The following is a 5037-nucleotide window of genomic DNA, read 5'->3' as shown; positions in this document are numbered from 1 at the left end:
CGCGGCGGGCATGCTTCAACTTGCGGCGGCGGCCACGAACATCCTAATGATGTGGCGCTATCTGCCGGACCGTGACGTCCCCGGACTGATTGTCGACGATGACGATGACGAGTGAGCCGCGATCAGGCTCTAGCGCGGAATGTTTAGCGCCAGCTGCCGGGCCTCGCCCTCGCGCAGACGCTCGAAGAAATGACGCCGGCACAGCGCGACATAGCGGTCGTTGCCGCCAATTTCGGTCTGGGCGCCGGCCGCAACGGCACGCCCTTCGACATCGACGCGCAGGTTCATGGTCGCCTTGCGCCCGCATTCGCACACCGCCTTCAATTCGGTCAGGCTATCGGCCAGCGCGAGCAGGGCCGCCGATCCGGGGAATAGATTGCCCTGGAAGTCGGTGCGCAAGCCATAGCACAACACCGGGATCTTGAGCTCGTCGGTGATGCGGCACAGTTGGAGCACATGGTCGCGGGCCAGAAACTGAGCCTCGTCGACCAGGATGCAATCGAGTTTGCGCTTGAGCAGTTCATGGATGATCGCGTCGAACAGATCGATCTTGTCCGAATAGAGATGCGCAGGCGCCGACAGCGCGATCCGCGATCCGATCGTCCCCGCGCCCGATCGATGATCGAACGCGGCGGTCCACAGCATCGTATCCATCCCGCGCTCGCGATAATTATAGTCGGCCTGGAGCAGCGTGGTCGATTTGCCGGCATTCATCGCCGCATAATAGAAATAGAGCTTGGCCATCGGCGCTAGGGGCAGCTGCCGGCGGATGCGGCGGGCTTGAAATTGCTAAGACGGACGGCCGCCGCCTTTTGCGGCCAGGATTCGAACGACAGCACAGCGTTGGCCGGCAAGGTGCAACTGCGCGTCGCGACGGGTTTGGCTCCGCCGATCAATTCAGCCCGATAGGTGTAGGCTAGCTGGTTATTGCTGGTGATCGACATGGTCGTGCCGAGCATTGCGCGGACTATGACCAGCACCTCGCCGGGTTTCGGCTTCGTGGCGGGGGCCACGCGACGAGCGCGGGCCGGCTGGCCATGGTCGATGACGAAGATGACGCTCTCGCCGGTCCTGACCGTGAGGGGCATGGCCGTTGCGGGGGAGGCGATGAGCGCGGTGAAGAAGATGAAGGAACGCATGATTCCCGGCCACGCTAGCGGACTAATGAGATCATCGCCAACCGCTCGTCCAGCTTCGGTGAATGGCCACGGGCAGTTAAAGGATAAGCCGCCAATTCTCGCCCTGCTCGGGCTTGCCGAACTCATCGTGACTTTCAACCGAGACCATCTCGAACCCGGAAGCTGCATAGATTTTGCGGGCGCTGGTGAGGACGGTGTGGGTCCATAGAACAAGGTCGCGGTAGCCGGCGGATCGGGCGAAGTCGATGCATTGGTCGACCAGCAGTCGGCCGATGCCGAGCCCGCGCGCTTCCGCTTCGACATAGAGAAGTCGGAGGCGGGCGATGTCCGGACTGTCAGCGACGAGGAACACCGATCCGAGCATCCGGCCGTCCTGCTCGGCGATCCAGCATTGTTCCCGGCCCGGCCGGAAGTTGCGCAGGAAGCCTGTTGTGACCTCGCCGATCAAGGCCTCCATCCCGACCCCCCAGCCATAATATTCGGCATAGAGGATCGCCTGGCGAGAGGTGATCAGTCCCATGTCGCCGGCGCGGAAGGTGCGAAGCCCGACCTGCGACGCATCGGCCCCACCCATCAAGTGCTCAGCGGCAGCGAACGAAGCGGTGAGCAGCCGGCGCTGGTCGGTGTCGAGATGCTGGACCAGTCCGGCGGTGCTGTCGTGGGTAATGCGGTCAAGTGCCTCGAAGGTTGCACGACCTGCCCCGGTCAGTCGGATCGGCCGCTGGCGCGCATCGCTACCAACATCGCGTTCGATCCAGTCGAGCCGGTCGAAACGGCTGACGATGCGGCTAAGATAGCCGGGATCGAGCCCGAGCTTGTCCTTGATGGTCCGGGCGAGGACGGGCTGGCCGGTGGCGATTTCGTACAACACCCTCGCTTCTACCAGCGACAGCGGCGAGCCCTGGTAGCGTGGCTCGAGCAGGCCGGTGCGGCGGGTGAAAAAGCGGTTGAAGCGGCGCAGCGACGCGGTTGTTGCAGCGAGCGAGGGAGCGTCGATATCCATAGTGCGGCGTTAGTGCGTTTAGTTGACATCGTCAACAATCTTAACGTCAGCCGGGCCATTCGTCCTTGAGGATCGAAAACAGCACCGTGTCGCGGACGTGGCCGTTCCAGGTGATGCGGTCGGCGCGCAGGACACCTTCGCGCACCGCGCCGAGCTTAGTCATGGCGGCCTGGCTACGCTGATTGCGGGCATCGACGCGAAACTCGATGCGTCGGTAACCGGCGTTGATGGCGCGGGCCATCATCATCGCCTTGACGCGGCGGTTGATGCCAGTGCCGCGAAAGTGCGGGCGGTAATAAGTCGCGCCGATCTCGAGAGTCTGCACGTCTTCGGCAATATTGAGGAAACTGCTCATTCCCACCAACTCATCCGCATCGTCGTAGATCATAAACCGCATCCACGGCAGCCCCATGATCCGGTCGAAACTGGCATCGAACCCGCCCGGGCCGAAGTCGCTTGGATAGATCGTCCAGATGTCCGGATCTTCGGCGCAGGCCGCCTTGAGCGCGGCGCGGTGCCCTTCAGCCATCGGTTCGGCGCGGACCCCTTCGCCGGCCATCGGGGCAGCCAGTTCGCTCATTCTTCCTCCAGGTCCTGTGCGACGTGACCCGAACGCAGGATAGCGTCGATCCTACCGCCTTCGTCGAAGCTTTGGTCCGCCAGGAACTTGAGCTTGGCGGCGTATTTGGTGTTGACCCGCCGGGCTACCTCGCTTTGGAGGTAGGCGATGTTGGTGCGCAGCGCTTTGAGCACAACCTCCTCGTCCTGGCCCAGCAACGGCTTAACGAACACGGTCGCGTGGCGCAGGTCGGGCGACATCCGCACTTCAGTCACGCTGACGAGGTGGTTCTCGAGCGTCGCGTCATGGACGTCGCCGCGCTGCAGCACTTCGCTTAGCACATGGCGCACCTGCTCGCCGACGCGAAGCAGGCGGACCGACCGGCCCTCGGCGGTTTCGACTTTTCGCATGACAGGCCCTCACCCTTCCGCCTGTGTCACAGCGTCCGCGCGCGTTCCTCGACTTCGAACACTTCGAGGTTGTCGCCGGCCTTGATGTCGTTGGTATCGGCCAGGAGCACGCCGCATTCGAGGCCGGCGATGACCTGCGCCACATCGTCCTTGAACCGCCGTAGCGAGGAAATCGTCGTCTTTGACACGATGACGTCTTCGCGCGTGAGGCGGGCGTGGAGGCCCTTGCGAATGACGCCTTCCAACACGAGCAAACCGGCCGCCTTGTCGCGCTTGCCGGCCGGGAACACCTCGCGGACTTCGGCGCGGCCAACGACCGTCTCGATGATTTCCGGCCCGAGCTCGCCCGCCATCGCCAGCTTCATCCAGTCGGTAAGATGGTAGATGACGTCGTAGTAGCGCAGCTCGACCTGGGTCCGGGCCGCCGCCTCGCGCGCCTTGGCGTTGGGGCGGACGTTGAAGCCGATGATCGGCGCATTGCTGGCGCTGGCCAGCGTGACGTCGCTCTCGGTGATCGCGCCGACTCCCGACGACAGCACGCGAACCTTGATCTCATCGGTTGAGATGCGGTTGACGGCGTTGACGATCGCTTCAACCGAGCCCTGCACGTCGCCGCGGACCACGATCGGAAATTCGATCAGTTTCGACGATTTGCTGGCGAACATATTCTCCAGGCTGACCGGGGCGGAAGTGGTTCGCTTTTTGTCGAGCACGCTTTGGCGATAGGTCGCGACTTCGCGGGCCCGGGCCTCGTTCTCGACCACCGTCAGCGGATCGCCGGCCGAGGGCACGGCGGCGAGGCCGAGTACCTCGACCGGGAAGGACGGGCCGGCTTCCTTGACCTGTCGGCCATGGTCGTCGACCAGCGCGCGGACCTTGCCCGCGATAGCACCCGCCACGAACACGTCTCCGACGCGCAGCGTTCCGCGCTGGACCAGCACGGTAGCGAGCGGGCCGCGGCCCTTGTCGAGCTTGGCCTCGATCACGGTCGCCTCGGCGGCGCGTTCGGGATTGGCTTTCAATTCGAGGATTTCGGCCTGTAGCGCGATTGCCTCGAGCAATTTGTCGAGGTTGGTTTTCTTGAGCGCCGATACTTCGACGTCTTGAACTTCACCGCCCATATCCTCGACGATGATCTCGTGCTGGAGCAGCTCCTCACGCACCTTTTGCGGCGTGGCGCCGGGCTTGTCGATCTTGTTGATCGCGACGATCATCGGCACGCCGGCCGCCTTGGTATGATTGATCGCTTCGATCGTCTGAGGCTTCAGGCCATCGTCGGCCGCCACCACCAGAATGACGATGTCGGTGACGTTGGCACCGCGCTGGCGCATCTCGGTAAAGGCTTCATGACCCGGTGTGTCGAGGAAGGTGATCTTCGACTTGTCGGGCAACGCCACCTGGTAGGCGCCGATATGTTGGGTGATGCCGCCGGCCTCGCTCGACTGGACGTCGGCGCCGCGGATCGCATCGAGCAGCGAGGTCTTGCCATGATCAACGTGGCCCATGATCGTGACCACGGGTGGTCGGGAGACGAGCGTCTCGGCGGCGTCGACGTCGACCGACGTATCGATGTCTATATCGCTCTCGCTGACGCGCTTGATGTTGTGGCCGAACTCAGTGACCAGCAATTCGGCCGTGTCCTGGTCAATGGTCTCGGTCAACGTGACCACCGTGCCCATTTTGAACAGCGACTTGACCAGGTCGGCGCCGCGCTCGGCCATGCGATTGGCAAGTTCCTGCAGCGTGATCGCCTCGGGCACGACGACGTCGCGAACTTGTTTCGCCGACGGCCCGGCCGTCTGATGGGCGCGCTTTTCCTTTTCGCGCGCGCGGCGAAGCGCGGCGAGACTGCGGGTGCGGCTGTCGTCCTCGCCGGTCAGAGCGCGGCTGACGGTCAGCTTGCCCGAATGGCGGCGATCGTCGCCG

6 protein-coding genes are annotated in these 5037 nt (G+C 63.7%); all 6 read right to left on the bottom strand.

Annotation, left to right across the window (positions count from 1 at the left end; genetic code table 11):
• Positions 1 to 129: 129 nt before the first annotated feature.
• Positions 130 to 744 (bottom strand): thymidine kinase, encoded by a 615-nt coding sequence (locus H0W65_RS11240; RefSeq protein ID WP_294007658.1) that lies wholly within the window; start codon positions 742 to 744, stop codon positions 130 to 132.
• Positions 745 to 749: 5 nt separating this feature from the next.
• Positions 750 to 1139: a hypothetical protein gene (locus H0W65_RS11235; RefSeq protein ID WP_294007656.1), complete on the bottom strand. Its 390-nt coding sequence runs from the start codon at positions 1137 to 1139 to the stop codon at positions 750 to 752.
• Positions 1140 to 1215: 76 nt separating this feature from the next.
• Entirely contained in the window at positions 1216 to 2142 is a 927-nt protein-coding gene (locus H0W65_RS11230; protein WP_294007654.1) for a helix-turn-helix domain-containing GNAT family N-acetyltransferase, read from the bottom strand.
• A 46-nt stretch (positions 2143 to 2188) separates the two neighbouring features.
• Positions 2189 to 2722, bottom strand: coding sequence for a GNAT family protein (locus tag H0W65_RS11225; protein ID WP_294007652.1), 534 nt, complete (start codon positions 2720 to 2722; stop codon positions 2189 to 2191).
• Positions 2719 to 3111 carry a 30S ribosome-binding factor RbfA gene (rbfA, locus tag H0W65_RS11220; RefSeq protein WP_294007650.1) on the bottom strand — a complete coding sequence of 131 codons (393 nt, stop codon included), beginning with the start codon at positions 3109 to 3111 and terminating at the stop codon, positions 2719 to 2721. The genes H0W65_RS11225 and rbfA overlap by 4 nt, the downstream gene beginning before the upstream one ends.
• A 26-nt stretch (positions 3112 to 3137) precedes the next feature.
• Positions 3138 to 5037: translation initiation factor IF-2 (infB, locus tag H0W65_RS11215; protein WP_294007648.1), on the bottom strand; the 1900-nt coding region annotated here is incomplete at its 5' end.

Source organism: Sphingomonas sp. (genome assembly GCF_013816785.1).
Taxonomy (GTDB): Bacteria; Pseudomonadota; Alphaproteobacteria; order Sphingomonadales; family Sphingomonadaceae; genus Sphingomicrobium.
The sequence above is the reverse complement of the archived record's forward strand: the minus strand, read 5'-3'. Positions and strand labels throughout refer to the sequence as shown.

Excerpts from the sequence above, each read along its gene's own strand:
- H0W65_RS11225 (WP_294007652.1), bottom strand. The coding sequence starts at position 2,722 with ATGAGCGAACTGGCTGCCCCGATGGCCGGCGAAGGGGTCCGCGCCGAA.
- H0W65_RS11235 (WP_294007656.1), bottom strand. The coding sequence starts at position 1,139 with ATGCGTTCCTTCATCTTCTTCACCGCGCTCATCGCCTCCCCCGCAACG.
- H0W65_RS11230 (WP_294007654.1), bottom strand. The coding sequence starts at position 2,142 with ATGGATATCGACGCTCCCTCGCTCGCTGCAACAACCGCGTCGCTGCGC.
- rbfA (WP_294007650.1), bottom strand. The coding sequence starts at position 3,111 with ATGCGAAAAGTCGAAACCGCCGAGGGCCGGTCGGTCCGCCTGCTTCGC.
- H0W65_RS11240 (WP_294007658.1), bottom strand. The coding sequence starts at position 744 with ATGGCCAAGCTCTATTTCTATTATGCGGCGATGAATGCCGGCAAATCG.